Source organism: Bdellovibrio sp. BIS2 (assembly GCF_055398295.1).
This window is the reverse complement of sequence record NZ_AP035879.1, coordinates 739,929-766,772: the sequence shown is the minus strand read 5'-3', so window position 1 is coordinate 766,772 and position 26,844 is coordinate 739,929. Positions and strand designations below refer to the sequence as shown.

The window sequence follows — 26,844 nt, the reverse complement described above, 5'->3', positions numbered from 1 at the left end:
TTGATAAGGGCCTAAAAGCCTCCATAATTGAATAAGGACTTCTAATTGGGGATATCATGCGCGTTTTATTCTGGCTGATTCTGGCTTTTTCCTTGGTTCAATGTACGTCTTTGCAAAAAAGTGCGGACCGTAAAACAGCGGCATCTCGCATGGTGCTGGATAAAAGCGGCTATCTTTATGACCCCTTGGACACCTCCTGCGACGGGTTCCCTCGCCTGCAGGTGGAAACCATGCCCGGTACCTGTCTGGGGATGGTGATGCCCCGGGATCGCGCCGTGGATCGCAGCAATGACAAAAGCTTTATCAAGCCCCGCACTATTTTACAGATTGCCGGAACTCAGGATTTTCTGGTCGTCGATATGGGCGGATGGAGCCCGCAGAACGGCCGCCTGTTCCTGCTGACTCGTTCGGGCTCGTCCCCTTATGAAATCAAAACTTTGAAGCTGAATCTGGAAACGCCCCATGGATTGGCATTGGGACCAGATGGGTATTACTACATCGGTGAACGCACCCGCATTTTCAAATTTCATCTGAAAAACAATCAGATCACAGATTGGACTCTGGTGGTGGGAAACCTGGCACGCAAAGAAGGTTACATGCACCCGCTTTCGCAGTTTGTGTTTGATCCACGCAACGGGGACCTTTACATCAACTCTGGGTCACCCAGTGATCACTGCGTGGTTCAGGGCACCGGCGCCTATAAATCCTGTCCGGAAGACCAAGCCCAAGGCAACGGTGCTATCTATCGCATCCCGGCCCAGTTGCTGAAAAACCTTCCTGCAGGTGGCATCAAAAACTATGAAATCACGGCCCTGGGATTACGCAACTCCATGGCCATGGCGATTTCTGATAAAGGTTATCTGATTCAAGGGGAAAACAGTCGTGACTTTGCCGAGCTGGAGGAACCTTACGAAGAAATCAACGTCGTCGATCTGGATAACGGAGTTGGCCGTCATTATGGCTGGCCCTATTGCTACAACTTCCACGCCACTTCGCCTGAATGGCTGTTCCCGGAAAACAAAAACCTTCCTATGCACAAACAGTTTAAGAAACCCGTGGACTGCACCCAAAGCAATCCTTCCGGTATCGGTGATTATCAGGCCCCGTGGTTACTGATGCCACCACATGTGGCCCCTTTGCACATGGCTTATTATAAGGGCGAGATGTTTGGTGATCTCTTCGGCGATAAGTTGTTGGTTACGTGGCACGGCTATCAACCCACCGGACATCGTCTGGTCGCCTACAACGTGGACAGCAATGGTCTGCCCCTGGCGAAAGAATCCAGCTCCACTTTCGGATTCAATCAAAAAGGTGCGTGCAGCACACGCAAGGCCTTTACTCCTCACGGTGGAATGGCCCGTCATGGTTCTTACACCGAAATCATTTCCAAGTGGGACGAAGTCAAAGGCATCCGCCCTAAGGGGGCTCCGGTGGCCTTCACCGAAGCTTCCGATGGATCCCTGTGGATTGTCGAGGACCGTGAAAACCGCAGCATCGTGCGACTGGCAAGATCAGCCACCGCCAATCATCAGGAACCTTGTGACAAAAACGCCGCTGCCGCCAACGATCCCCAAGTGCAGCTTCTGGCGTGGAGATCCGCAGTCAAAGAAAGTCCTGTGCTGGAAGACGGCTATCGCAAGGTTCAAACCGAACTGATTCAAAAGCACTGTCTGGGTTGCCACGGCAATATGCAGGCACAGGACTTCGGCAAGGACCGCTTCAGCAATCTCGATTTCCTGGTGAAAAATGAATGGATTCTTCCGGGGAACCTTGAGCGCAGCAAGCTGTATGGCAGCGTCGCTCGCGTGGAAGGCTACACGCCGATGCCTCCTGCCGACAAAGAACAGATCTTTGGCACTGCCGAAGGGGAACGCGTGAACAAGATCATCGCCGCTTGGGTGAATTCACTTCCAACCGATATCGACAGCCGCTACAGCCAGTTCAAGATGGCAGACAAACGAAACATCCGCGCCAAGCCATCCACCAGCGCCACGGTGTGTGGGCAGGTGGCCCAAGGGGACATCGTGTATTTGGACCCTCGCCCGGCCACCGTGACGGCGGCTGACGGTTACAAATGGAGCCGCATCTATCTGGTGCCTTCTCACAGCCGTCTGTATAAACAAGCCTGCCCAACACCGGAAGATGGCGTGTACTATATCTCTCGCTAAATTGGTTTTGTAAGAACTGCCCTGCTGTCAAAAAGTCGGACAGTTCTTGCATTACAACCATTCAAGACAAAGCCGTGTAAATCTCGGTATTAGATTCCAAGCTCTAGTTCTGATGGCATCCTTTATGCTCTTCCCCTCCGGATACTGACCGTTCTGGAGGAACTATGCTTCGCGATTCACATTTGAAAACCCTGCTGATGCTTGCCTGTGTGGGCGGCCTGACTTCTGCCTGCGAAATGAAAAAGAATCTGGATGATATGCACAAGTCCACGGTGGAAATGAATGAAACCACAAAACGCATGGAAGAAAAAACCGGCGAGCTGGATAAAAAATCAGAGTCTTTGGATAATAAAACCGCAGAGCTTTATGATGCCCTCAGACAGGGTAATGCCGCTCTTCTGCGCAAAGAATTCCTGCAACAGTTGAATGAATCCAAGGAAATGGCGAAAAAGCTCAGCCTGGGTGTGAAGTACTTCTGGGCTTATGAATTCCAATTGTGGTCGATGCAAGGGCTGGACAACGATCACCGCCGTGAAGAACTGGCATCTTCGGCCGCTCGTGAATTCATCCGTGAAATTCATGAATATGCCCCGACAGAAGATTTTATCTCTCCGACCTCGGACGACAACCGTGACATGAACTTCCTGGCGTTGGTCACAACCCTGCACGAAGTGAATGACAAACAAAAAAACCGTGTCGATCCAAAAGGGATCGAACACATGTCCATGCTGTCTTTGATCGAGCGTGCTTTGAAGCAAAAAGCCGATCTGGATGCAGGTCGTATTTCCCTGAACGACCTGAAGCCGTCTTCTTATGACCTGCTGGCATTTGAAAGCAAACTTATTCAGATCCTGCAAGCCCGCCAAAACTTCATCCTGACCATGCTAGTCGCCAAAGCCAGCAACATCGACAAGGGCCTGAAGAACAAAGTGAAGTTGGGTCTTTTGGGCATGAAGTGGACTTTGGATTTGAGCAAGTACAACGACGTTGAGGTCAACGAAATGACCCGCTATCTGAAGGCCGTACTGGATACACGTAAAATCCTGAAAGACGCCGGCCACGCCATCGAAGTGGACGATACAATTCAGAAAGTGCTGATGAACGGTCAAATCGCAAAAGCCAAAAAACAAGCTGACGTTCGGGCTGCAGCCGAAGGCCAAATTCTCACCTACATCCAACAAGTACGCAGCGCTTCTGTAATAACCAAATAGTACTGCCACAAGACAAGTGGATGTAAAAAAAAGCCCCAGACCTCAGAAAGATAAAATAGAAAAAGAATTGGTGGCCCAATACCAATCAGGAGGTCCCCATGAAACTGAACCTGATCTATTCAGTATCCATCATGCTACTGATAGCATTCTCCGTAGCTACTTCCTCCCCCTAAAGCAAAAAACCAAGGGATCGAACCTTATGCCCGCGGTAAAAAGCGCCAGTGCCGCTTTTTATCGCATCCCGATCGGCTGGAAAATCCAACACGAAGCCTGCTATCTAACAAATTTTACGATGATAAAGAGAATTTGGTGGAGCCGATCGGGATCGAACCGACGACCTCAACACTGCCAGCGTTGCGCTCTCCCAGCTGAGCTACGGCCCCACTTATAATGACAAGACAAAATAATAGCCCTAAAATAATTCAAATGAAAAGCCAAAAATTACTCTTTGTCTGCCTGGGAAATATCTGTCGCTCCCCCACTGCTGAAGCCGTGGCGGCACATCTTATCAAACAACGGGACCTGCCTTGGGTGGTCGATTCCGCAGGAACTTCCGGAGCCCACGACGGGGAAAAAGCCGATCCGCGCAGCATTCTGCATGGACAACGCCGGGGGTATGAGCTGACAAGCATTTCCCGTGTGGTTCGGGAATCCGACTATTATGACTTTGACTGGATTCTGGCAATGGACGCCAGCAATCTTGAAAACCTGCGCCAGCGCTGCCCAGATAAAACCCTGCTGGACAAGATTTCTTTGGTCACCGATTACTGTTCAGAATTCAAAGTCAAAGGCGTGCCCGATCCCTACTACGGGGGCGTCGACGGTTTTGATCATGTTCTGGATATTCTGGAAGACGCCATCGAGGGCCTGATCGACAAAGTTCAGGACCGCAGCGACAAGATTTAACGAACCGACAAAAACACATCCACCTGGCAGTTTTGAGGGTCCGCACTGCGCTGATCGTAAACCTCAAAGTCTGCCTTGTAGGCGCGCTCAGCGCCCAGATCCGATGGAGTCAAACCCCAGATGTGTTGCCAAAGATCGATTACAACGTTGGGCATTGGCCCTTGTTGGGAGGTGAAAGCCGCATATCTGGATGCCGGTAGCACTTTCGCAATCAGATCGTTCGGGAGATTATCAAAAGAAGAGACCTCTTTCCCCAGAATGAACGAATACTCGCCATTCACATCACTTTCATAGTCGGTATAGATTGCATAAATCGGCCCGCCAGCAATTTGATTGGGGATCCTTTGCATCACCCCTTCGCTGAAAAACCTCTGCCACTGAGATCCAATCCTGCCACTTCCCTTCATTTCATCGCCATTGCGGGTACGTACTGAAATGCCTACGATCTTGATATCTGGCTTTGCTGTGAAGGAATGGCTCACGGGATCTCCTGAGGAATTATTTGCGTGCGCGGAATTTTTCGAAGTTCTTTTTATTTTGGAAGTAAACCACAGAACCGTCAGCACGAGCCGCAATCACTGCTGTCGCCTTGTCGACGGACTTGCCAGAAACAGGATCAATCGCTGTACGGGCCGTGGCATCTTCAGCCAGGGTCTTTTTGCAGTTTTCGCAGCAACCATAATAAGTTTTATTGCCCTGTTTTACCGGGATCTGATCACGCGGGAAGACCATATTAGTGACCATGCAGACCTTTTGATTCGGCACGATCTCCAATGCTTCCGCAGCCTTGGCGGGACTGATCATTCCTGCCAGAATAACGAAGACACCCATTACGAACACTAACAATGACTTCTTTAGAGACATATCAGACTCCTGCGTTTTGCCTGTTTGCAGGTATTAGGAAACAAAGCCGCCTTTTGTGACAAATAAAGGCGGCCTCACAAATTAACGGACTTTCGCGCGCAACAGGTCCTGGATGTGCAGGATGCCCACGGGCTTGCGTGGATTTGCGGATTCTTTATCAAGAACGAAGACCATCTGAATCTGGAACTGCTCCATCACAAACAGAGCTTTTTCCGCCAGTTCGTTGGCATCAATGGTCCTTGGATTCGTGGTCATCAGATCTTTCGCAAGTCCCGTCAGCGGGTCGTTTGATTTTTCCAGACGGCGACGAATATCACCATCCGTGATCACGCCGACCAAATCACCTTTTTCATCAACGATACCCGCGGCCCCGCGAACATCCTTGTGAGTCATGATCGAGAACACCTGACGAATCGGCGTATCCAAAGTCACCGTTGGCAGGGCATCCCCGCCATGCATAACATCGCGCACGCGGGTCAACAGGCGATAGCCCAGGCTTCCACCGGGATGAAATTCGGCAAAGTCTTCTGAACTAAAACCTTTTTCCGCCATCACGGCCATCGCCACCGCATCGCCCATTGCCAAGGTCGCTGTGCTGCTGGCCGTGGGTGCAAGACCCAACGGACAGGCCTCTTCCGAGACGTGAACATTCAAAGTGAGTTGAGCGGCTTTGGCCAAGGAAGATTCCGGCTTGCCCGTGATCGCGATCAAAGGAATGCCTTTGCGGGACACAAATCTGAGGATGCCTGCGAACTCCGGGGATTCGCCGCCGTAAGACAGCGCAATCACCATGTCGTTGTTTTCAACAAGGCCCAAATCACCGTGCGAGCTTTCTGCCGGGTGCAGAAACACCGCTGGAGTCCCCGTGGAAGAAAAAGTGCTGGCAAGTTTTCTGGCGATCTGGCCGGATTTACCCATGCCCGTCAGAACAATTTTACCATCACAGGCTGTGATCATTTTCACCACTTGTTCGAAAGAGTCACCAAGGCGCTCTTTCAATGCCAGAATGGCCTGGGCCTCAACCTCTAGAACTTTCAGACCCTGTTGAATAACTTTGGACATATTCTAACGAACCTTTCTTACTTCTTCTTCAGGCTTGCTTTAACAAAATGCACGAAGAGCGGATGCGGAGCCAAGGGTTTTGACTTGAATTCTGGATGGAACTGCACGCCGACAAACCACGGATGATCAGGAAGTTCCACGATCTCGACCAGGTCACGCTCTTTGCAGATCCCGGAGGCCATCATGCCGTTCTTTTCAAACAGGTCTTTGTATTTGTTGTTGAATTCAAAGCGGTGACGGTGACGTTCCATGATGGAGGACGCCTTGTACACCTGATGAGCGCGGGAACCCGAGGCAATCGCACACGGGAAAGCGCCCAAGCGCATGGTGCCACCCTTATTGATCACTCCGCGCTGCTCAACCATGGAATCAATCACGAAGTTGCCAGTGCGTTTGTTTTCAGCGTGGAATTCACGGCTGGTGGCGTCCTTGATGCCACACACATTGCGTGCAAACTCGATCGCCGACAACTGCATACCAAAGCAGATACCAAAGAATGGAACACGTTTTTCACGGGCATACTTGATGGCCGTGATTTTACCTTCCACACCACGGGTGCCAAAGCCCCCCGGAACCAGAATGCCGTCAACCTTGCCCAATAAAGAATGTACGGTCTTGTCAGTGACCTTTTCAGAATCCACATAAATGATTTCCACGCGGGCGTTGTTGGCAACACCACCGTGAACCAGCGCTTCATGCAGGGACTTGTAGGATTCTTTCAAATCCACATACTTGCCGACCACACCGATTTTTACGGTATGACTTGGGTTCCCCAGAATCTTCACCAGATTCTGCCAGCCCTTCATGTTCAGCTTGCCGGCAGAAAGCCCCAGACGTGCCACGATCAGCTCATCCAGTTTTTCTTTGTGCAATGCCAAAGGCACTTCATAAATGAAGCGGCTGTCCTGAGCGGCGATAACGTTTTCCGGCTTCACGGAACAGAACAAACCGATTTTGGCTTTCAGATTTTCATCAATAACTTTTTCACTGCGACAAACCAGGAAATCCGGCTGCAAACCGATTTCACGCAGCTCTTTCACCGAGTGCTGGGTCGGCTTGGATTTCAACTCTCCCGCCGCCGCGATGTACGGCACATAGGTCACATGCACCAGAACCGAATTTTCATGGCCCACATCAATGCGCATCTGACGAATGGCTTCCAGGAACGGCTGACTTTCAATATCCCCGACAGTCCCGCCGATTTCCACCAGAATGATTTCACTGCCCTGAGCGGCTTCATAAATGCGGGCTTTGATTTCTTCGGTGATGTGCGGGATGACTTGAACAGTTCCGCCCAGATAATCACCGCGACGCTCGCGGTTCAAAACCGTGTCATAAATCTGACCGGTGGAAACCGAGTTCGAGCGGTTCATCAGCGCGGATGTAAAGCGCTCATAGTGGCCCAGATCCAGATCGGTTTCAGCCCCGTCTTCAGTCACATACACTTCACCGTGCTGCAATGGCGACATGGTGCCCGGATCCACGTTCAAATAAGGGTCAAATTTCATGATGGTCACTTTGTGACCGCGGCCTTCCAGCAAAGCCCCAAGGCTGGCAGCTGTCAGTCCTTTGCCAATCGAGGAAACCACGCCCCCGGTGACAAAAATAAATTTTTGCTTCAATGCTTTCTTGGTCGACTTCGCTGTCGACACCTTCTTCGTGGTGGTCTTTCTCTTTGCCATTACATCCCCTGTGAGCTTAAGAGTTTTTCGAGTCGCGCCAGATCTTCGGGAGTATCCACCCCGATACTGGCTTCCTTGACTCTGATTACTTTGATTTTTGCACCTAAATACAGAGCGCGCAGCTGCTCCAGACTCTCGGCTTTTTCAATGAGGGCCGGAGGAGCTTCGCAGAACTGTTTCAAAAAATTCTTGGAATAGGCATACATGCCGATGTGTTTCAGACAGCCATCCATGCTGCCGGCCTCTTGGGCCGACAGACGGGAATAAGGCATTGGATAACGGCTGAAATACAAGGCTTCATCCCGGCAATTCGTGACGACTTTGACGGAGTTCATGGATTGCAGTTCTTCCGCACTGATCGGATGCGCCAGCGTGGCCATGTCCATTTTCGGATCATCGACAAACACCTGAGCCAGACGGTCAATCAGCTCGCCGGTCACCAGCGGTTCATCACCCTGAATGTTCACAACAACATCACAGGATACATCTTTAATGGCAGCATGAATTCGGTCACTTCCGGTGGGAAGATCGCTGTCTGTCATGACGACTTTAACGCCGACAGCTTCGGCGGCGGCTTTGATGCCTTCGTGGTCGGTGGCGACAATCACCTCGCTCAGAAGTTTGGACTTCTTGGCTCCTTCAACCGTCCACTGAATCAGGGGGCGGCCTTTCAAGTTCACCAGAGGTTTTCCGGGGAAGCGTGTAGAGCCAAAACGAGCGGGAATCACACCGACAATTTTCATTCTTTTACCCAGTTTTCATAGATGTAGTCTTCAACGGCGTCCTGTCCTTCTTTTTTCAGAGAGGACACACCAAACACGGCACTGAGGCCCGAGGCCTTCTTCACTTTCGCCACCGCTTGCAGCATCTGACTGCGCGACATTTTGTCGGCTTTGGTCAGCACCACGGCCAGCGGGAAGCCACGACGTTCAGAGAACTCTTTCAAAAGCTCTTCATCTTCGGTCCAGGAGCGACGGATGTCCATCACCAGCAACAGTCCCCGAAGCTGTTCACGATTCATCAGATAAGTTTCAATCATGCGGTGCCATTCACGCATTTCATCACCGGAACGTGCGGCAAAGCCGTAACCCGGCATGTCCACCATCACATAGGATTGATCCAGCTCAAAGAAATTGAGCAAACGGGTTTTCCCCGGTGTGGAGCTGACTTTCGCAATCTTGTTTTTGGTCAGGGCATTGATGAAAGACGACTTTCCGGCATTGGAGCGGCCGGCAATGGCTACTTCAGCTTTCTTGTGTACAGGGAAGTCCTTTTCCAGAACGGCGCTTTTGATAAATTGAATCGTCTTTGGCATAGCCAAGACTATCAGAGCTCCCCCCATTTCTCAATTCCGAGAACCTAGTCCGCCCCAGGATAATTTGGCGAGTCGAAAAGCCCGAGCCCCGCTTATATTTGAGCCCAGCCCGGTCAAAGTCTTGAAAGGGTGGGTCATCGCATTCCCCACCACAAAGGTGGGCACTTTTTAAGCAGGAGACCCCATGTCACAAGCTTTTTTGAAAACAATGGACGAAAACCCCAAAACCCTGTCTTTGCAGGAATTCGTAACCCTGGGCAAAGACTCTCAGTGCCAGATTCAAGTCCAAGGCGAACAGATCGCCGAACGCCACGCCCGCATCGAAAAGAAAGATCAGTCATATTTGATCCGCGACCTGCGCACCCCACAGGGCACCTACGTGAATGACGCCCGCGTGATGGAGGCCTTTCTTCAGGAAGGCGACATCATCCGTCTGGGAGACCAGGAATTCCTGTTCCTGACTGAGCAGGAAGTCACAACCCCCTTCCCTATCAAAAGCCGCAATGAAGTCTGGAATGAAGAACTCCAGACACTTTCCAATGTCGCCAAAACCGAATTCCCCGTCTTGATCCTGGGCCCTTCCGGAACCGGCAAGGATGTCATTGCCCAGGCCCTGCACGAAAACAGCCTGCGCGACAAGGGCCCGTTTGTCAGTGTGAACTGCAGTGCCTTAAGCGAAACCCTGATTGAAAGTGAACTGTTCGGCCACGTGAAAGGCAGCTTCACCGGTGCCATCAATGACCGCAAAGGAGCCTTCGAGGCCGCTCGGGGCGGCACGCTGTTCCTGGATGAAATCGGTGATCTTTCCTACAGCCTGCAGGCGAAACTGCTGCGCGCTTTGGAAAACAACGAAATCCGTCCTGTGGGTGCCGATCGCAATGTGCGCACCGATGTTCGTATCATCGCCGCCACCCACCAGAACCTGTCAGAAAAAATCCGTGAAGGCCTGTTCCGTTCGGATCTGTACTTCCGTTTGAATGTCGTCTCCGTCGCCCCGCCCGCTTTGGCCTTGCGCATGGAGGATTTTGAGGAGCTGCTTTACACATTTGCCCGTAAAATGCGTGTGCGTTTTTCTTTTGGCGCCATCGCCCGCATGAAAAAGCATCCATGGCCGGGAAACATTCGTGAACTGAAAAATCTGGTCAGCCGGGCGGCCGCGCTTTACCCGCGCATTCACATCACTGAAAACCATGTCGAAAAACTGCTGGATAAAACTCTTTTGGAAAAATCCGAAGAGCGTGTCAGCAACGACATGCCGGTGATTAAGGAAATCGAAAAACAGATGATCATCAAACGCCTGCAGGCGAACAAAGGAAATCAACGAAGAACAGCGCAGGATTTGGGAATGCCGAAAAGCACCCTGCATGACCGCTTGAAATACTATGACATCGATATCACGAGCTTTAAGGTTTAACGATCGCGGTTTTGATAAAGATCCGGCGCACATAACCTTTGGTCAGGATCTTGTTCACCTCTTTGCGCAGACGTTCGCAAAGCTCCTGTTTACCCTCCCCTGAGGCTGCCTGATCGAAAGTCATCTCCTCGATCGTTCTCAGGAACAAGTCTTCCACTTCCGCTTCGCGGTCTTTGATTTCGACAACGACATCAGAGGCCGCGCCTTCCACATAGAACTCAAAAGCACCCATGGGGTTGGTCCCGGATTCAGCGGAACGGCGCAGATTCACGACCATTCTTTGCATCAGGAACACGTTCTGAGCCGCGCGGGTGGAATCATAGAAGGATTCCACTTCAGTTTTCGGATCGTACTGATACTTTTGCGATGCCCAGTCGGCCATGGAATGAATGAACAGATCCTCGCGCTGGGGGATCAGCCCCTTCGTGGCCAGACGATACAGGACAACACCGGCCCCGGCCGTGACCACCAGCAAACCCACCAACGCCAGCTTTTTTAGCAACGAGAAAGATTTGAAGGTCGCCATGAATTCGCCAAGGCCCGCTTTCAACCCTTGAGCGGTTCTTTTTGCCCACGCCAGCAATAGAGGGCCCGCATTCACAATGCGATGACGAAGCTGTTCTTTGAATTTTCTGAAGCTTAAGCGCATCATCGTGCGCTTCATTTTTACTTTGTAGGAAATGCGCGGAAGGAAAGGCAGAACCTTGAACAGCTTTTTGCGGAAACCGGTTGCGGACTGCCACAGCTTTTCTTCTTCCGCGAGGGTGTATTCCAGTTCAATGCCTTCTTCATAAATCAGGGCACCACCGGCTTCATCGGGACCGATTTCATTCAGCGATTGAGCAAACTCGGGGTCTGCTTCCGCCAGCGCAGAGTCCAAGGACTCAAGGGACATCAAATCTTCAGCTTCCCCTTCCGGAGCGCCGTCCTTGATCTCTTCCTCTACCTTGGTCGTGTTTTCCTGTTCAGCCAATCGGATTCCCCCAAGACGATTGTAAGGAAGGAATCAAATACGTCGCAAGAACAATTTATAAACAGAAGTCCATCGGCTAGCATAAAGACTGCAGGAGAGATCTTTGATGAAAGTCCTTGTATCCGTCATTGTGGCCCTGGGGGCCCTGAGTGGTTGTTCCCACCTTCACCGTTCCGCGGACAGCGGATACGCACCGGCTCCGGAAGATGTCCGCTATAGCGACAACTCCAACCGTGGCGTCTATGACCGTCAAACCCGTCAGACAGCTTATGAACTGGGCTTGGACCCGGCTTCATTAAGCAGCCGCGACCTGCAAGCAGTCCGCGACCGCCAGCAACTGCGTCAGTTGGAAAGAAGCCTTTCCTCCCGCAAAGAGCGCGAACAGTACTCCAAGATCCTGCCTTGGCTTAAAAATGATGCCGAAAAAATCGAGGTTCTTTCCATCCCTTCCATTGAAGGTCGTCAGGCCTGGGTGAACCGCAACAGTGTGTGGAACCGCTCGCAGGCTCCGCAGGAAGAAATGAAGGGCTTGATTGAGTCGCAGGACATTGCCGTCGGCATGCCACAGGACTATGTGAAAAGATCCTGGGGGGACCCGATGAGCGTGGAGGTCTCGGGCAATCCGCTTTACAAGAATGAACGCTGGAAATATCAGAAGTTTGTGTCCGCCCCGGAAGGTTACCGCAAAGAAACACGCTATGTGTACTTTGAAGGCGGACGCGTGGTGGGCTGGGAAACCGAGTAAGACGAAGCCCTAGTGAGCTTCGTCCCAGTTGTTCCCGATCGCATAGTTGACCTTCAACGGCACTCTTAGTTTCATCACATTTTCCATGATGGAAACCAACTGAGGGGAATGTTTCTGCAGATTTTCCTCGAAATCCTCAAAGATCAATTCATCGTGCACCTGCAGCAACATGCGCACGGGCACTTTTTCAAAGACCTCAATCATTGCCTTTTTGACCAGGTCACTGGCCGTTCCCTGAATCGGGGCATTGATCGCGGCGCGCTCGCCGAACTTTTTCAATGCCATGTTCTTGGATTGAAGCTCGTCGATGTAACGGCGGCGACCAAACAGAGTTTCTACATAGCCTTTTTCATGGGCCATTTTGATCGTCCCGTCGATGTATTCACGCACATTTTTAAAGCGGTTGAAATAACGGTCGATGATGTCTTTGGCTTCCGTGCGTGAAATACCCAGGTTTTCCGCCAGACCGAAGGCCCCCTGCCCATAGGCAATACCAAAGTTAACAGCTTTGGCAGAGCGACGGTGTTCCGCCGTGACATCTTTCAATGCAACCCCGAACACCTCTGCCGCCGTCGCCGCGTGAATGTCCAGATCTTCGGCAAAGGCTTTGCACAGATTTGGATCTTCAGAAATATGCGCCAGGATGCGCAGTTCAATCTGGGAATAATCCACGGACAAAAGCTTCATGCGCGGAGCCGCGATAAAGGCCTTACGAACCTGCTGGCCGCGCTCGGTGCGAATCGGAATGTTTTGAAGATTGGGCTGCGTGCTGGACAGGCGCCCGGTGGTGGTCAGCGCCTGGTTGAAGCTGGTATGCACACGCTCATCCTTGGGATCAATCATGGTTGGCAGTGCATCCACGTATGTGGACTTCAGCTTCGACATTTCACGCCATTGCAGAACAAGTTTGGCGATCGGATGCTCAAGGCCCAACAAAACCTCTTCGTCGGTGGAATACCCGGTTTTGGTTTTCTTGCCTGCCGGCAGGCCCAGCTTTTCAAACAGGATCACCCCAAGTTGCTTCGGGCTTCCCACATTGAAGGGTTCGCCGGCCGCTTCGTGAATCTGTTTTTCAATTTCAGCGATGTCTTTCGCCAGATCCTCGCTTTGTTTTGCCAGAAGATCCTTGTCGATACGAACACCCAGACGCTCCATCGACAAAAGCACTTTTGCCAAAGGCAGATCCAGCTCCTGATAAACTTTTTCACCCTGCACCGTCTGCAACTGGGACTTCAAGGTCGTCGCAAAGTTCAAATGCGCATTGTACAGTTGGGCAGGTGACGCCAGGTCTGGCAGTACGTCCGCCATGAAGCGTGTATAGATCTTTGCAAAGTCGGAGGTGTCCCCCGCTTTCAAAACATACGCAGCCAACTGGGAATCCCACGCCGCCACCGGAGTTCTTGCCCCGATCTTGTGCCAGAAGGATTTCAAATCATAACCATGCCACTGCACCTGGAAGGTGTCGGTCAACTTACCCAGATACTCATGATCAGAAACCTGAATGATCTGCGATTCAGTTCCAATGAACACACCACGCATATCACTGAAGCCCCACAGACTTTGATGTTCCGCCAGGAAGTCGGCAAGCTCGCGCGTCGTCATGCTTTTCTCAGTGAACTGACGCTCTTCCTTGGCAATCACGATGGTCGGCGCCACATCATCGGCAATACTCAAAGGCGCCGTTGGGGCAGCAGTTTTCACCAGGGGGCCCGCCGCAGCCGCCGGCGCCGACGGCGCTGCGGGAGTGGTGTCCACTGTTCCAAACAGGCTTTTTTCGAAAGATTTGAAATTCAGCTCATGCAGGAATGCGCGCAGTTCGTCCGCCTTGAACGGCTTCAGTTTATAGGCTTCAAGATCGTCCGGCATCGGCACGTCACAGGAAATCGTCACCAGCTTTTTGGACAAAAGCGCATTGTCTTTGGAGGCAATCAGCTTTTCACGAACGCTTTTGCTTTCAACCTTGTCGATGTTTTCATAGATGTCTTCGACGTGCTTGAACTGCTCCAGAAGTTTGATGGCGCCTTTTTCCCCAACGCCCTTTACTCCCGGGACGTTGTCTGAAGCATCCCCCACGATGGCCAGATAGTCGATAAACTGATCCGGGCGCACACCCCATTTTTCAAAAACACCCTCGGCATTGTAACGAACACCTTTCATGGTGTCGTACAAAATGACGCCGTCTTCGATAAGCTGACCGAAGTCTTTATCACCACTGACAATGAAAACTTCCATGCCGTTGCGACGGCCCCATTTGGTGACGGTCCCGATAATGTCGTCGGCCTCGAAGGATTCCACTTCGAAAGCGGGAACCCCCAAAAGGTCCGCCAGTCTTTTGATGTAAGGAATTTGCTGTGCCAGCTCGTCAGGCATTTCGGTGCGATGGGCTTTGTAGCCATCGTACATGTTTTTACGGAAAGAGGGCTCTTTGCGATCATAGCAGAAAACCAGATACTCGGGTTTTTCCTCTTTCAGAAGTTTGATCATCATCGACAGGAAGCCGTAAACGGCGTTGACCGGAACTCCGCTTGGAGACGACAGCGAACGAATCGCGTAGAAAGCGCGAAAGAACATGGCACTGACGTCAATAAGGTAGATTTTCTTCATGAGGGCCTCCGGATGTAAACCAAAGGTCTACACCGCACAGGCCTGAATGTCGATGATTGATGCCTATTTCAATTCGGCTTTCACGCGAGTGAAATCGATTTGTTCCAAGGCATTCTTATCAAGCTCGTTTTCTGCAGCCGGAGTGTATTTGACCTCATCGCTGCAAGCTTCCGCCTGACGAAGAATGATTTCCAAATCGCCACGGATTGCCGACTCGACAGAACGGCGTCCGTCTTCCCAAGCCTCGATATCATCAATTGAACAGTGCAAACGACGGGCAAGATCGGATCGGCTCCAGCCCAGACGCAGGCGGAGGTCACGGAGAGATTCTTTATTCCAATCAAGCTGCTGATTATTATCTAGCATATAAACCCCTGGGATTACTTCACAAAGTATCCCTTTATAGAGCAGGAATACTATTTGTATTATACCCGGAAGACACTAGATAATGCGATGAGCTATAGACTATTGCTCTGGGAATACAAAGACGAGATCGTGTTCGCCCGCCAGATCCAATTTATCGCGAGCCTGGCGCTCAATAAATGAAGGATCCTTAGCCTGCTTAAGCTGACCGGACAAAGCCGCAATGTTCTGACGCGTCTGCTGGATCTCAAAAGAGATTCTTTCGAAATCACGGTGCAAACCCCACAGACGGAAGGCGTTTCCATTAAGAACGATGGAAACGGAGAAAATCAGCAAACAAACCAGCGCCACCTTCGTGGGACTGTTCAGAAATCGACGTAAACCAACCGCAAACTGTGTGTAAGACATGAATCCATTCTAGCTATATACCCAGACGAAGGCTACAGGACTGAAGCCTAGGTCCAGCCTGATCTTTATAGTTTTTATCAATAGTTATCATATTTAATATCGATTCGATTTATAAGCCAATTTCACCGATCTTAGTGAAAGCAAGAGAGGTGTTATGAGAACGTGGGCAGACTATCTAAAGACAGCACAAACCGAAGATCCGGTTTTCGATGCTGTTCGCCAAAACGACTACAATCAAGTTATGACTTATCTGAAGAATCTGGGGAATCCCGATCTGAAAAATCACAAGGGTCATTCCCTGCTGATGCTCGCAGCCTATAACGGCCACCTTTCCCTGGTCAGCCTGCTGATCTCTTGTCGAGCGGATGTCAATTCGCGTGACAACAGTGGCAATACCATATTGATGGGCGTGGCTTTTAAAGGTCACGACAAGGTCGCCCGCCAGTTGCTACGAGCCGGCGCGGACCTGAACGCACGAAATCCGAAAGGACAGACTGCCCTGAGTTTTGCCGAGGCCTTTGGCCGCGATGACCTGGTACGCCTGTTCAATGAGCTTCAATCCGAACCACCCGCCCCAGGGCCTCGCTTCTGGCGCCGCCTGCAGGCTTTATCCCAATTCTTCATCCCCGCACGAGGTTAATTTATGAAAAAGACACTAACAACATCCGCAGGTATTCCCGTTTCTGAAAATCAGCACAGCCTCACTTCCGGCCCCCGCGGACCGGTGGCTTTACAGGACTATCACCTGATTGAAAAACTGGCGCACTTCAACCGCGAGCGCATCCCCGAGCGCGTGGTTCACGCCAAAGGCTCTGGCGCCTATGGCACCTTCACCGTCACCCATGACATCACCCGCTTCACGAAAGCGGCGATCTTTTCCAAGATCGGCAAAAAAACGGAAGCTTTCCTGCGCTTTTCCACAGTGGCCGGAGAAAAGGGCTCTGCCGACACCGAACGCGACCCGCGCGGCTTTGCTTTGAAGTTCTATACCGAACAAGGCAACTGGGACATTGTCGGCAACAACACGCCCGTGTTCTTTGAACGTGATCCTTTGAAGTTCCCCGACTTTATCCACTCGCAAAAGCGCGATCCGCAGACGGGATACAAAAACCCGGTACGCATGTGGGATTACTGGTCGAAAGCTCCCGAGGCCCTGCACCAGATCACGATCCTATTCAGTGATCGTGGCATCCCGGATGGATATCGTTTTATGAATGGATACGGCAGCCACACATTCAGCTTTATCAACGACAAGAATGAACGTGTGTGGGTGAAGTTCCATTTCAAATCCATGCAAGGAATCAAAAACCTTTCTGTCGCCAAAGCAACCGAGCTGGCGGGATCTGATCCGGATTATGCCGGTCGCGATCTATTCGAGGCGATTGAAAGAAAAGAATTCCCGCGCTGGGCGCTGAAGGTGCAGATCATGACCGAACGTCAGGCCGAACAATTCCGCTTTGATCCGTTTGACCTTACCAAGGTGTGGCCGCACAGCGAGTTCCCGTTGATGGATGTGGGGATTCTTGAACTGAACAGAAATCCGGAAAACTACTTTGCTGAAGTCGAACAAGCCGCCTTTTCACCAAGCAACGTCCCGCCGGGCGTAGGCTTTTCACCGGACAAGATGCTGCAAGGACGCCTATTCGCCTATCCTGATGCACAACGCTATCGCCTGGGTGTGAACTATCAGTACCTGCCCGTGAATCGCCCGCATTCGGAAGTAAACAGCTATCACCGCGACGGCAGCATGAGGTTCGACGGCAACGGCGGAAGACAGGACAACTACGAACCCAATGGCTTTGGCGGGCCCGCACAGAACGAAAGCCTCAGAGAGCCCGCCCTGAGCTTATCAGGCACGCTGGATCGCCATGATTCTCACAAGGACAATGACGATTTCACGCAAGCCGGAAACTTGTATCGAATGCTCAGTGAAGAAGAAAAAGACAGATTAACCACAAACATCGCAGGCACGATGAAAACCATTTCAGAGTACCTGCAGACCAAAAACATAGAACACTTCAAAAGATGCGACCCGGATTATGGCGGCCGCATCGCCGCCAAATTGGGATTAGACTAACGAAAGGGCTCGTTGCACAACTTGCGCAACGGGCCTTTTAACCATAAACGACATCGGATTGCTCAAGACGACAACGAATCAGAACGAACTCGGCCACCTCACTGGATTGATTAGAAATAAAATGTGGCAACCCACTTTGTGCCTTAAAGCAAGCACTGTCACCGACCAGCAAGGTCAGCTCTTCGGAGCCTTCCTTAGCAACGACACAGCCTTTAGTAACGAAAACCACTTCATCCGTGGCGTTATGAAAGTGAGGCGCCGATGAAGACTTCCCAGGCCCCAATATCTCATGAGAAATAAAAAGCCCCTGAACCCCCAAAGCACCTGAAATCACCGACGACAAGGAAAACTCCTCACCCGTCTTCGACGACATCAACTGACGAAAACTTCTATCGGCTAATCTATTTATTTCCATCTAAGTATCCTCAACAAAAAAACTTACGAACACTCTCTCCCAAAACGCAAAAAAGCCCGCCAAAGCGGGCTTTTGAGCTCCCCCCCGATGCCACCCAAAACCAAGGTCGCTCAAAAGGGTTCGAATGCAAGGCGGAGGGTTCTCTCCGAAACGGAGGCGTGCTCCAAGCACGTCGGAGAGAAGGAGAGAGCCCGACAACGAAGTCAGTCGGACCCTTTTCAGCGACCGCCTATCGGAAAGCTGCTTTGTCCCAGTACATACCCATACCACCCAAGTCTTCTTCGATACGAAGAAGCTGGTTGTACTTCGCCGTTCTTTCACCACGGCACAAGCTGCCTGTTTTGATCTGATGACAGTTCAAGCCTACAGCCAGATCTGCGATCGTCACATCTTCAGTTTCACCAGAGCGGTGGGACATGATTGTGCGGAATTTATTACGTTGAGCCAGGTTCACGGCTTCGTAAGTCTCAGTCAAAGTACCGATTTGATTTACTTTCACCAACAAAGCATTACCCGCTTTTTTCTCAAGACCCATGCGCAGACGTTTTGGATTGGTCACGAACAAATCGTCACCGATCAACTGCATCGTCGAGCCCATTTGAGCTGTGGACTGAACCCAGGAATCCCAGTCGTCTTCCGCGAAGCCGTCTTCGATGGAAACCAGAGGATATTTCTCTGCCCAGGATTTGTAGATGCCAAGAAGTTCGGTCGGGCTGATGTGACCACCCTGCCATTCGTATTTGCCTTCTTTGAACATTTCAGTTGCAGCCACGTCCAACGCCAGGAACACGTTCTGACCTGGATCGTAACCCGCGTCCACAATGGCGTTCATCAGCAAATCAAGAGCTTCCTGATTGGAGCCCAATTTCGGAGCGAATCCACCTTCGTCACCTACGGCTGTGGAAAGACCTTTTTTCGCCAGGATCTTTTTCAGAGTGTGGAAGATCTCAGTACCTGCACGCAGGGACTCAGCGTAAGAGTTGTTCACAGTTGGAACGATCATGAATTCCTGAATGTCCAAACCGTTGTTCGCGTGCGCGCCCCCGTTCAGAACGTTCATCAATGGAACCGGCAAGCGAGAAGCCTGGGAACCACCAACGTAACGATACAAAGGCAAACGGCAGTCTTGCGCCGCAGCTTTTGCAACTGCCAAAGACACACCCAGGATCGCATTCGCGCCCAGATTGGATTTGTTTTCAGTGCCGTCGATGTCGCGCAGAATTTTGTCGATGTAAACCTGTTCAGTTGCCTGAAGGCCCACGATCTCTGGAGCGATTTTCTCACGAACATTGTCGACAGCTTTGTAAACGCCTTTACCCAGGAAACGGTTTTTGTCGCCATCGCGAAGCTCGCAAGCTTCGTGCGCGCCAGTGGAGGCACCAGATGGAACTGCTGCGCGGCCGGTGTTGCCGTCAGCCGTTGTAACTTCAACCTCTACAGTCGGGTTTCCACGGCTGTCCAGGATTTCACGAGAGATGACACTGATGATTTCAGACATGTTGATTTCCTTCTTTCTCGGCGTTTTTATTCATCGTTTTCTTAACCAGATCCATGCTTTCAAAGACAGTGCGCGGGTACTGGGTCTTTACAAACTCCCAGTCAACGCGTCTCATGGCCTCTTTCACTGCCGGGGTCATTTTCCCCTGGGCCGCAAGCATGGTGATCAGTTGCTGGGCGCGCACCATATAGTCATGCAGACGCGCCAGATTCTGACTTAAAACATAGCCCGGAGTTTCGCTGTCGAAATTCAGGTGGGACAAAGAGCCTTCGTGAGGCAGCAGCGAAGACGCTGCATTCTCTGGCACTTCCGCCTGAACGCCGGTGGCGGACTTCAGATTCTGTTTTTCAATTGTACGGATTCTTTCCTCAAGGTCACCGACATATTTCTGAAGATCTTCACGCTCACGCTGGGTGCGCTGAAGATCATCGATCAGACTTTGGAACAAGGCCGGGCTGACCTGATGGCCGACCGATTCACTGAAGATCGAACTTTGCTGGGTCGACCAGTTCAACTGAATGGTGATGCCTTCCCAGTGACAAACCGCCGCCGGCTGACCGACGTAAACCGGCAGGGACTCGAACGCCGCCTTCAGGTAAGTCGTCACCAGCGGATATTGTTCTGCCGGCAAAGGCAGATCAAACGAGATGCTGGCTTCATCACGGCGAAGATTTTCAATCGGTGGTTTTGGAGAGATAAAGTAAGAAAGGAACTGCTCAGGCTGGTTAAAGATTTCCTGAGGATGCGGCATCATGCGCAGAACGCTGTCGAGCACTCCCCACGCACGCAACTCCGGCCCTTCATGTCCCGCACGCTGCAGAATGTTTTCTTCACGCTTCAACGGAAGTCGCAGGACGGTTTCCAGAAAGTTTTCCATTTCAGGCGCAGTCATCCAATAAGACGAGTCTTTGAGCAATTCCATCGGAAGATGGATCTGCTCATACAGCGGGCTGAGGTCTTCGCCTTGCTGCTCCAGAACGGTTAAAACTGCGTTTGAAATCTTACAACTAAAGTGCACGAAGAAGGTCTTAGCCTAGTTTTTCCACTCTTTAAACACAAAAAAACGAACGATATTTCACTCTGCGCAGAGCAGCTGCGTTATAGGATTGACGCGGCGTAGATGTAAAAAGTCACCAGGCACCTTTTAGGCTACTTTTGCGAATTTGGATTTTGGGAAGGGAAGATTATTGTCGATGATCTCTTCCATGAACGACGGCACGTTGCCCGTGGGCTGGAGTTTTCCTTCCAGGGTTCCGTCGGGACGGCGTGTTAGGCGGGACATTTCAAAGATCGGGATCACGTTGTATGAACCATCCGCACTGAATCCGCGCACTTCGCTGATTGCTGCGATACGGCGAGATCCGTCCGAAAAACGTGAGACCTGGATAATAATTTCAATCGCTGAAGACACCTGAGAGCGCAAAGCCTTCTCACTGATCTTGGCATCGCCACCTTGGGCAAGAGCTTCCAAACGCACAATCGCATCTTCCGGCGTGTTGGCGTGGACCGTTCCCATACATCCCTTGTGACCGGTATTCATGGCGTTCAGCAGCTCCATGGCTTCACTGGAACGAACCTCCCCGACAATAATTCTATCGGGACGCAAACGCAGAGCGGACTTCAAAAGATCCTTGATCGTGACTTCACCCTTACCCATGGCATCGGCCTGGCGGGTTTCAAACATCACCACATGCTCGTAATCAACCTGCAGCTCGGAGGAGTCTTCAATCACCATCACACGCTGACCTTTCGGAATGCGCGTGCACAAAAGTGAAAGCAATGTTGTTTTACCGGAACCCGTACCACCGCTGACAATGATGTTTTTTCCCAGGAACATGCAGATGTCCAGGAAACGGGCCCCATCCTCAGTGATCGCACCGAAGCGGATATAGTCAGCAAAAGTGATTTTGTTGTTCGTGAATTTACGAATGGAAAGTGTCGTGCCCTTGCGGGACATCGGCGGGATCACCGCCGCGATACGGGAACCATCCGGAAGACGCGCGTCCAGACGAGGCGATTCGTCGTCGATACGTCGACCCACGCTTTGCGCGATGCTGTTCACCGCCGCACGCAGATCATCCTCTGACGGAAAAGACTCGGAAACCCTTTCGAGCTTACCCTTTCTTTCCACGAAGATTTCTTTATGGCCATTGATAAGAATTTCGGACACACCCTTGTCATCCAGGTATTTCGCAACAGGACCGAGATTCTGCTGAATGGTCTGTTTGAAAACGTTCGACTGGTCAGACATGGGTGCCTTTCCTCAGATAAAAAATTACTTGGATGCCGGCATACGATCAGGCGTTGCCGCATCGGAATAGATGATGAACTTCCCTTGCACTGCCGTTTCCGGACACTGGTAAGAGAAAATTCCATCTGTTTTTGGCGTCACATGGAAAGTCTTCTGTTCGCCAAACACCGTGTTGTGGTGCTCAGAGAAAGCATCCAGCACAAAGCTGACGTTCTTTTCCTTGTTGTTCACGTTCACCACGTGAATGCGATAGTTGCCGCCCTTTTTCAGGCGCACCTGCGCAGGAACGAAACCTTTTTCCGTATTCATGATGACGATGTCTTGAGTCGGTTCAACCGTATCAAACACCTTGCTGAGAATGTTGACGGACTGATCCTCCTGCACGCTGGCCGGCAGGCGGTCTTCATTTTTAACCTTGTTGAATTCTACCTGACGACGGGAGAAGTCCACTTCCCACGCATTCGCGACAGACGAAAGCAACAACAGGCAAAGAACCTTAGTGCAACTCTGTGCGATCCTGGAACTCACAAAACTCACGGGCCACCTCCATAGCGATATAATTCACGGATCTTGGATCCATCATGTGGAGCTTCTGAACCAGAAGGTCTTTGTCGCCACGGCAGCCGTTGATTGTCTGAAATGCGTCACTCAGGATCTGTGGGTTCGCCATCATCTCGCGTGTGACTTCGGACCAATCAAGTTTCAATACAGGGTCGATCGCCCCTACTGTGTAGAGAGCATCGAACACTAATTGCAAATCGCCTTGCAGAAACATCGAATCCTCCTAATTGCTCAAGGGCATCCAGCCCACATGGTGTTTCTATCGGTAGGAGTTCATTAGAACTTGAGTCAATTTGAGGCGATTTTTGAAGACTTGAGGAGATCTATCGTTTGACGCTGGCCCAGAGTCGAAGCAGACTTGGGCCCGGTCCGGTCGAGGGAAATTACTGTTCGGAGGCGGCAGATTCTGCCGGTTTTTCAGACGGAGTTTCGCTTTTGTGGGCCAGAATACTGCCGGCGATCTCAGAAGGAGATGTCGTGTCCTTCATCATGCGCAGCTTTCTTTCGCTGATTGCGTCCTTCGTGACTTCGATTTTAGCGTCACGAATACGCTCGGCAATCTTTCTTTCAAAACCGTCATTTTTCGCATGGGGCTTGATTTCCGCCAGCAAATTCTCGAGGAAAATGACGTAGGTCACCTGCACCACCGGCTTAAAAGCGCGAGGATTCTTCAGGGCGTTGATGGCTTCGTCAGTAAGTTGACTGATCGTTTTTTCCCAGGACTCCAACTCATCCAAATTTGAACGCAAAGGAGACACTACTTTCTCGATCATCTCGTCATCATTGGGGCGTGCATACACTGCCTGAAGTGCCTCTTTCAGTGGCACAGCTTTGCCGCTGGAAGACTTTTTCGATTCTTTAACCTTGTCACTGACCAACTGATTCATCTGATCCAGATCCTTCAGTGCCAATTGAGAATAGTTAAACAGCAGACCAGCATGCGCCGTGCCGCCAAGAAACATAACCGCGAACATTGTTAAAAGGAAATTTGATTTATTCATAGAAGTCAGTTTAAAGGGGTCTCAGAGTGAGACAAGTCCTAATTAGCAGGACCTTGGACCGGGATTTTTTCCTTCCCTCTAAACTGAAAATGATGTCAATATAAAGGGGCTCAAAAAATTACAATCATCCATCTTGGAGGAAGACATTGAAAGCACTTAAGTTATTTGGAATTTCAGCACTGGCACTTACATTGGTAAACTGTGCCCCTTCAGCTAAACAACTCAAGGAAGCAGTAGAAAAAGATCCGAGCATCGTGTTCGCAGCGATCGAAAAAGATCCAGAGCAATTCATTGAAGTGGTGAACAAAGCCGCTCAAAACGCTCAACGTAAAGCTCAGGAAAAAGCTGTTGCCGAAGAAGGCAAAAAGCGTGACGACGAATTCAAAAACCCATTGAAACCGGCTATCGAAGAAGGCCGCGTTATCTTTGGCCCTAAAGACGCTAAAGTGACTATCATTGAATACTCTGACTTCGAGTGCCCATACTGCGCTAAAGGTCACGCAACTGTTGATGAAGTGATGAAAGCTTACCCTAAGGACGTTCGCGTTGTTTACAAGCACCTTCCTTTGGATTTCCACCCAATGGCAATGCCTGCAGCTCAGTACTTCGAAGCGATCGCTTTGCAAGACGCTGCCAAAGCTGAAAAGTTCTACAACCTGGTATTCGAAAACCAAGGCGAGCTGAGAACTAAAAAAGAAGGCGCATTGAAAGATGCCGCTAAAAAAGCTGGCGCGGACATGAAGAAGCTTGAAAAAGATCTTAACTCTGAAGTGGTTAAGAAGCGCATCGAAGCTGACATGGAAGAAGCTCGTAAATTCAACTTCTCCGGTACTCCAGGCTTCCTGATCAACGGTGTTTCCCTGCGTGGTGCTTATCCATTCGCTGATTTCAAAGAAATCATCGACCGTCACCTGGCTGAAGCGAAGTAATCTTTTTAAAAGATCGATCTTCAAAAACCCACAGTTTGAAAAAACTGTGGGTTTTTTATTTGCGCGGTCCAGGTCCAGCCACTAAAGTAATCGTAACAACACCAAGGAGCTCCTATGAGCGCACACGCAAAGTCCATGATCCTTAAAGCGCAGGACGATCTCGACACCGCCAAGAAGCATTTGTCCGACGATACCCAGCACGATTTGGTGGGCTATAATCTGGCGCAAGCCTGCGAAAAGTTTCTGAAAGCTCTGTGTGAAATGCGCGGCTTGGAATACCCTCACGATGAAGAGGGGCATGATCTGGACGCTTTGATGCAGGTTTTGGAAGAGGGCAATTTCTCTGCCATTTCCTCCCACGCCGACATTATTGAACTGACCCCTTACAACTCCCCGAGCGCCCACATTCGTAAAGATGAGCGCCTGGATATGGAAGAGTACATGGGTTACGTTGAAAACTTGAAAAAACTCGTCGGCGAACAACTTCGCCTGCTGTAGTCGTTATTTTCCGGCAGCGCCGCCGGAAGGGGCCTTTTCACCAACTGTGAGAGGCCTTTTTGAGGCGTTGCTAAGCTTCCACTGCCCCCGTTCATTTCGCCACAACACCTGAGTTTCCCCCGCACGCTTCAGCTTTACCATATAACAGACTTCATTGGCCTCGGCTCTGCGCGGGCGTTCCATCGGCAGACACAGACGCTGCACTTGCGGGCTGCCGCCATCCTTCAAATACACATAGATGTCTTCACGGGTGTTTTTGGAAAGATCCACCGCGAAGGAATCCAGCACACAACGCAAGCCCGGACACTTTAACAAAGTATCCAAAGACTTTTGGGCTTCCACCAAAGATAACAACTCCATTAGCGTGTCCCCTTCCCGCTTTTGCCAGTCGAGGGTTTGCCGGAAGATGATTTTCCTCCACCATAAGATCCCACGGGCGCTTTGGCCACCTTTCGGCATTCCGGCGAAAGCACATATTCATCAAAGGCCGCATACCGGGTGTTCAGTTTTGCGCAGGCGTCAGTGTCAGCGGGGCAAGTTTGCCCTTGTTTGGTCAGATTGGCGTTGAACTTGGCTTGCGCTTCTGGCGAGGCCATCACGCTGCAATTGAGCCCCTCGTCCCAGCCGGCATCGACATAGTCCGCCCAGCGAAATTCCCTCACTTGAGTCCACTTGCCTTGAGAGCAACGGAAGTAAGGATTCGGGCCCTCGGCCAAAGCATGATAAAACAAGATTCCCTGATAGTTCGCCATGGCATCGGCATAGGAAATGGTGCCCGTGGATGCCCCGCCCGAGTAGCCTTTTTCAGATCCCAAACTGGAATGCAAGGCTGTGGACATGCGATAGCCACTTTGACGATAAGGTGTGTAGAACTCAAAACCCTGATCGATGAAGTGGCCGAATTTATCCGTGCCCACCAACTGGCCGTTTACCTTCACCGTGGAAGCAAGCTTCAAACGGTTGAAAATCCAGCCATTGTCCAACACGCCATCATAGACTGACTGCTGTGCCGTCATCTCGCGTTTGGCGATTTCGGAATTATCTTCGGCCCAGGACTCCAACGAACCGATAAAGAACCGGGCGTCGTTCAGGTCATGAAACAAAATACGCAATTTGCGTGGGTCGCTGCAGGAAATACCTTCAGCACTTGCTTCTGCCTGCAGCTCTTGCAGGCGTTTGTTCATCTCGCGATCAAAAATTTCTGTACTGTCGGGAAGACTTTTGTTTCGCCCGGTCAGATTGTCAGTTTCCTTGGCTTGCGCAGAAACCACAAAGACGGAAAGCAGAGTTGGCAGAAGTACAGAATGCAGAAAGCTCATAGGACTTCTTATCGGAGGAACGATAAACTCCTATGAGCGAAAAGAAAAAAGCGAATCAGACTTTCATTTGAAGGCGCAAAACAGATTTGGCGCCCCCGTTCTTACTGCTGCAGGCTTACGACATCTGTGAACAGACCCAGAACTTCCTTGGGCTTTTCGATACGGCTAAAAAGACTGTACTTGCGAGCGCAAATAAGCTTCAGCGACGTATCAATGTCTCTGTTCGAAGAATAGATGAACGATTTGGTATAGATTTTTTGAGTCTCCAGATCCAGGCCCTTGTCATTGTCAACAACACTCACCACCGTAAACTTCAAACCCGCTGGTAATACAATCAAACCCTGAGCATTTACATACTGGCTGTTGCGCAGGTTGTTTCCCACCAGACTGATGTAGCAGTGGTCATTCTTGTATTGTGTATAGAAAGACTGACTGGAACGGCTGTTCTGAGCATCAAAAGCAATGTCTTTTTTTAGAACCAGCTGCATCTGCGTCTGAGCCAGAGAAACACTTGAAAGCAGAGAAAGCCCGATAGTGACTGCAAATAAACGAAAAGTGGTAAGCATAAACATCCTTTCTG

Annotated in this window: 29 protein-coding genes and 1 tRNA gene; 9 read left to right on the top strand and 21 right to left on the bottom strand. The window is 50.8% G+C overall.

Annotated elements, in window-relative coordinates:
- Positions 1 to 56: 56 nt before the first annotated feature.
- Both ACZ520_RS03740 and ACZ520_RS03735 read left to right on the top strand, forming a co-directional pair.
- Positions 57 to 2,168, top strand: a complete 2,112-nt coding sequence (locus ACZ520_RS03740) for a PQQ-dependent sugar dehydrogenase (protein WP_464127580.1) — start codon at positions 57 to 59, stop codon at positions 2,166 to 2,168.
- Between the two features lie 164 nt (positions 2,169 to 2,332).
- A complete protein-coding gene (locus ACZ520_RS03735; protein ID WP_417867984.1) occupies positions 2,333 to 3,379 on the top strand; it encodes a hypothetical protein in 1,047 nt (348 codons plus the stop codon).
- Between the two features lie 307 nt (positions 3,380 to 3,686).
- On the opposite strand, the gene ACZ520_RS03730 is transcribed toward ACZ520_RS03735, so the two are convergent.
- Positions 3,687 to 3,762: transfer RNA gene (locus ACZ520_RS03730), tRNA-Ala, on the bottom strand.
- Positions 3,763 to 3,805: 43 nt separating this feature from the next.
- Here ACZ520_RS03730 and ACZ520_RS03725 point away from each other — a divergent pair.
- Entirely contained in the window at positions 3,806 to 4,285 is a 480-nt protein-coding gene (locus ACZ520_RS03725) for a low molecular weight protein-tyrosine-phosphatase (protein WP_374032125.1), read from the top strand.
- Here ACZ520_RS03725 and ACZ520_RS03720 read toward each other — a convergent pair.
- From ACZ520_RS03720 to yihA, 6 genes are all read right to left on the bottom strand, one after another.
- Positions 4,282 to 4,767 carry a GyrI-like domain-containing protein gene (locus ACZ520_RS03720; RefSeq protein ID WP_464127579.1) on the bottom strand — a complete coding sequence of 162 codons (486 nt, stop codon included), beginning with the start codon at positions 4,765 to 4,767 and terminating at the stop codon, positions 4,282 to 4,284. The two genes, ACZ520_RS03725 and ACZ520_RS03720, sit on opposite strands and share 4 nt — an antisense overlap.
- A gap of 16 nt (positions 4,768 to 4,783) precedes the next feature.
- Positions 4,784 to 5,149 carry a TRASH domain-containing protein gene (locus ACZ520_RS03715; protein ID WP_374032123.1) on the bottom strand — a complete coding sequence of 122 codons (366 nt, stop codon included), beginning with the start codon at positions 5,147 to 5,149 and terminating at the stop codon, positions 4,784 to 4,786.
- Positions 5,150 to 5,230: 81 nt separating this feature from the next.
- The gene (locus ACZ520_RS03710) at positions 5,231 to 6,211 is read right to left on the bottom strand and encodes a KpsF/GutQ family sugar-phosphate isomerase (protein ID WP_464127578.1); all 981 of its coding nucleotides are present in this window, start codon (positions 6,209 to 6,211) and stop codon (positions 5,231 to 5,233) included.
- Positions 6,212 to 6,228: 17 nt separating this feature from the next.
- Complete coding sequence (locus ACZ520_RS03705) at positions 6,229 to 7,893, bottom strand: CTP synthase (protein WP_416479416.1); 1,665 nt, start codon at positions 7,891 to 7,893, stop codon at positions 6,229 to 6,231.
- Positions 7,893 to 8,636: a 3-deoxy-manno-octulosonate cytidylyltransferase gene (kdsB, locus tag ACZ520_RS03700; RefSeq protein ID WP_088566134.1), complete on the bottom strand. Its 744-nt coding sequence runs from the start codon at positions 8,634 to 8,636 to the stop codon at positions 7,893 to 7,895. The genes ACZ520_RS03705 and kdsB overlap by 1 nt, the downstream gene beginning before the upstream one ends.
- The gene (yihA, locus tag ACZ520_RS03695) at positions 8,633 to 9,208 is read right to left on the bottom strand and encodes a ribosome biogenesis GTP-binding protein YihA/YsxC (protein ID WP_232469318.1); all 576 of its coding nucleotides are present in this window, start codon (positions 9,206 to 9,208) and stop codon (positions 8,633 to 8,635) included. Before yihA ends, kdsB begins: the two co-directional genes overlap by 4 nt.
- 184 nt (positions 9,209 to 9,392) lie before the next feature.
- Between yihA and ACZ520_RS03690 the strand changes: the two genes are divergently transcribed.
- Positions 9,393 to 10,622 carry a sigma 54-interacting transcriptional regulator gene (locus ACZ520_RS03690; RefSeq protein WP_088566136.1) on the top strand — a complete coding sequence of 410 codons (1,230 nt, stop codon included), beginning with the start codon at positions 9,393 to 9,395 and terminating at the stop codon, positions 10,620 to 10,622.
- Here ACZ520_RS03690 and ACZ520_RS03685 read toward each other — a convergent pair.
- Positions 10,612 to 11,595, bottom strand: a complete 984-nt coding sequence (locus ACZ520_RS03685; protein WP_232468712.1) for a flagellar basal body-associated FliL family protein — start codon at positions 11,593 to 11,595, stop codon at positions 10,612 to 10,614. The two genes, ACZ520_RS03690 and ACZ520_RS03685, sit on opposite strands and share 11 nt — an antisense overlap.
- Positions 11,596 to 11,701: 106 nt before the next feature.
- Between ACZ520_RS03685 and ACZ520_RS03680 the strand changes: the two genes are divergently transcribed.
- Positions 11,702 to 12,340 carry a hypothetical protein gene (locus ACZ520_RS03680; protein ID WP_088566137.1) on the top strand — a complete coding sequence of 213 codons (639 nt, stop codon included), beginning with the start codon at positions 11,702 to 11,704 and terminating at the stop codon, positions 12,338 to 12,340.
- A 9-nt stretch (positions 12,341 to 12,349) separates the two neighbouring features.
- Here the strand turns inward: ACZ520_RS03680 and polA are convergent, their stop codons facing one another.
- From polA to ACZ520_RS03665, 3 genes are all read right to left on the bottom strand, one after another.
- Positions 12,350 to 14,944 (bottom strand): DNA polymerase I, encoded by a 2,595-nt coding sequence (gene polA / locus ACZ520_RS03675; protein ID WP_464127577.1) that lies wholly within the window; start codon positions 14,942 to 14,944, stop codon positions 12,350 to 12,352.
- A 63-nt stretch (positions 14,945 to 15,007) separates the two neighbouring features.
- Positions 15,008 to 15,310, bottom strand: coding sequence for a helix-turn-helix domain-containing protein (locus tag ACZ520_RS03670; protein ID WP_416479419.1), 303 nt, complete (start codon positions 15,308 to 15,310; stop codon positions 15,008 to 15,010).
- Between the two features lie 99 nt (positions 15,311 to 15,409).
- Complete coding sequence (locus tag ACZ520_RS03665) at positions 15,410 to 15,715, bottom strand: septum formation initiator family protein (RefSeq protein ID WP_088566140.1); 306 nt, start codon at positions 15,713 to 15,715, stop codon at positions 15,410 to 15,412.
- 154 nt (positions 15,716 to 15,869) lie between these two features.
- On the opposite strand from ACZ520_RS03665, the gene ACZ520_RS03660 reads away from it, so the two are divergent.
- On the top strand, positions 15,870 to 16,355 hold the full coding sequence (locus ACZ520_RS03660) for an ankyrin repeat domain-containing protein (protein ID WP_374032116.1): 486 nt from the start codon (positions 15,870 to 15,872) through the stop codon (positions 16,353 to 16,355).
- 3 nt (positions 16,356 to 16,358) lie between these two features.
- Positions 16,359 to 17,792, top strand: a complete 1,434-nt coding sequence (locus ACZ520_RS03655; protein WP_464127576.1) for a catalase — start codon at positions 16,359 to 16,361, stop codon at positions 17,790 to 17,792.
- 37 nt (positions 17,793 to 17,829) lie between these two features.
- Here the strand turns inward: ACZ520_RS03655 and ACZ520_RS03650 are convergent, their stop codons facing one another.
- The 7 genes from ACZ520_RS03650 to ACZ520_RS03620 all read right to left on the bottom strand — a co-directional run bounded on the left by ACZ520_RS03650 (position 17,830) and on the right by ACZ520_RS03620 (position 23,518).
- Positions 17,830 to 18,207 (bottom strand): cupin domain-containing protein, encoded by a 378-nt coding sequence (locus ACZ520_RS03650; RefSeq protein ID WP_417867970.1) that lies wholly within the window; start codon positions 18,205 to 18,207, stop codon positions 17,830 to 17,832.
- A 229-nt stretch (positions 18,208 to 18,436) separates the two neighbouring features.
- Positions 18,437 to 19,705 carry a phosphopyruvate hydratase gene (gene eno / locus ACZ520_RS03645; protein ID WP_374032113.1) on the bottom strand — a complete coding sequence of 423 codons (1,269 nt, stop codon included), beginning with the start codon at positions 19,703 to 19,705 and terminating at the stop codon, positions 18,437 to 18,439.
- Positions 19,698 to 20,723, bottom strand: a complete 1,026-nt coding sequence (locus ACZ520_RS03640; protein ID WP_088566145.1) for a hypothetical protein — start codon at positions 20,721 to 20,723, stop codon at positions 19,698 to 19,700. Before ACZ520_RS03640 ends, eno begins: the two co-directional genes overlap by 8 nt.
- 126 nt (positions 20,724 to 20,849) lie before the next feature.
- Positions 20,850 to 21,956, bottom strand: a complete 1,107-nt coding sequence (locus ACZ520_RS03635) for a CpaF family protein (RefSeq protein WP_088566146.1) — start codon at positions 21,954 to 21,956, stop codon at positions 20,850 to 20,852.
- 24 nt (positions 21,957 to 21,980) lie between these two features.
- Positions 21,981 to 22,493, bottom strand: coding sequence for a cupredoxin domain-containing protein (locus ACZ520_RS03630; protein ID WP_232468713.1), 513 nt, complete (start codon positions 22,491 to 22,493; stop codon positions 21,981 to 21,983).
- Positions 22,453 to 22,731 carry a cytochrome P450 gene (locus tag ACZ520_RS03625; protein WP_011163343.1) on the bottom strand — a complete coding sequence of 93 codons (279 nt, stop codon included), beginning with the start codon at positions 22,729 to 22,731 and terminating at the stop codon, positions 22,453 to 22,455. The genes ACZ520_RS03630 and ACZ520_RS03625 overlap by 41 nt, the downstream gene beginning before the upstream one ends.
- Before the next feature lie 169 nt (positions 22,732 to 22,900).
- Entirely contained in the window at positions 22,901 to 23,518 is a 618-nt protein-coding gene (locus ACZ520_RS03620) for a hypothetical protein (protein ID WP_374032110.1), read from the bottom strand.
- A 146-nt stretch (positions 23,519 to 23,664) separates the two neighbouring features.
- Between ACZ520_RS03620 and ACZ520_RS03615 the strand changes: the two genes are divergently transcribed.
- A complete protein-coding gene (locus tag ACZ520_RS03615; protein ID WP_041576989.1) occupies positions 23,665 to 24,447 on the top strand; it encodes a DsbA family protein in 783 nt (260 codons plus the stop codon).
- 114 nt (positions 24,448 to 24,561) lie between these two features.
- Positions 24,562 to 24,945: a HEPN domain-containing protein gene (locus ACZ520_RS03610; RefSeq protein ID WP_088566149.1), complete on the top strand. Its 384-nt coding sequence runs from the start codon at positions 24,562 to 24,564 to the stop codon at positions 24,943 to 24,945.
- Between the two features lie 3 nt (positions 24,946 to 24,948).
- Here ACZ520_RS03610 and ACZ520_RS03605 read toward each other — a convergent pair whose 3' ends face one another.
- The 3 genes from ACZ520_RS03605 to ACZ520_RS03595 form a co-directional block, all read right to left on the bottom strand.
- Positions 24,949 to 25,305 (bottom strand): hypothetical protein, encoded by a 357-nt coding sequence (locus ACZ520_RS03605; protein WP_464127575.1) that lies wholly within the window; start codon positions 25,303 to 25,305, stop codon positions 24,949 to 24,951.
- Positions 25,305 to 26,264 carry a TonB-dependent receptor gene (locus tag ACZ520_RS03600; protein WP_374034953.1) on the bottom strand — a complete coding sequence of 320 codons (960 nt, stop codon included), beginning with the start codon at positions 26,262 to 26,264 and terminating at the stop codon, positions 25,305 to 25,307. The genes ACZ520_RS03605 and ACZ520_RS03600 overlap by 1 nt, the downstream gene beginning before the upstream one ends.
- 101 nt (positions 26,265 to 26,365) lie before the next feature.
- Positions 26,366 to 26,830 (bottom strand): hypothetical protein, encoded by a 465-nt coding sequence (locus tag ACZ520_RS03595; protein WP_088566152.1) that lies wholly within the window; start codon positions 26,828 to 26,830, stop codon positions 26,366 to 26,368.
- Positions 26,831 to 26,844 lie beyond the last annotated feature (14 nt).